Origin of the sequence: Dokdonella soli, assembly GCF_039523175.1 — a bacterium.
GTDB classification, from domain to species: Bacteria; Pseudomonadota; Gammaproteobacteria; order Xanthomonadales; family Rhodanobacteraceae; genus Dokdonella_A; species Dokdonella_A soli.
Genome location: NZ_BAAAEU010000048.1, coordinates 1 through 624 on the forward strand (window position 1 = coordinate 1; position 624 = coordinate 624).

A 624-nucleotide genomic window follows, 5' to 3' on the forward strand; every position below is an offset into this window, starting at 1 on the left:
CCGCCACCCCGACCGGTACCGGCTGGCCGTAACGGTCCAGAAGATAGATCTGCGTGTTCCATATCGGACGGCCGATCGAAATTGCGAGTGCCGCTCCATCACTGGGGTACGTCCACGCCGTCACGTCCACGGTGGTTTCGGTCGGACCGTAGAGATTCTCTAAATCGACCCAAGGCAGCTGTGCATGGAACTGTTTCGCCAGCCCGAGCGTCAGCGCCTCTCCACTGCAGATCACACGTTTCAAGCTAGATCTTTTAGACGCTTCTGGCTGTTTGAGAAACGTCTGTAGCATGGAAGGTACAAAATGGATTACCGTGACTTTATTTCTCTGGATGACTTCAATTAGATAGTCCGGCTCCTTGTGACCATCAGGCCGTGCCATTATCAATTGAGCTCCCGTTTGCAATGGCCAGAAAAACTCCCAGACAGACACATCAAAACTAAATGGAGTCTTTTGCAGGATGGCACTGTTTTGATCAAGGCCGTACGCCCATTGCATCCAAACAAGTCGGTTCACGATACTACGATGCTCCACCATGACGCCCTTGGGCAGTCCAGTCGAACCGGACGTGTAGATCACGTACGCCAGGTGGGTCGGCAACAGGTCCACTTCGCTGCGCGTCG

At 53.8% G+C, this 624-nt stretch carries 1 protein-coding gene; it reads right to left on the reverse strand.

Annotated features, from left to right (window positions below; genetic code table 11):
* Positions 1 to 624, reverse strand: a 624-nt coding sequence (locus ABD002_RS19570) for an AMP-binding protein (RefSeq protein WP_343794302.1), incomplete at both ends; no start/stop codon positions are given.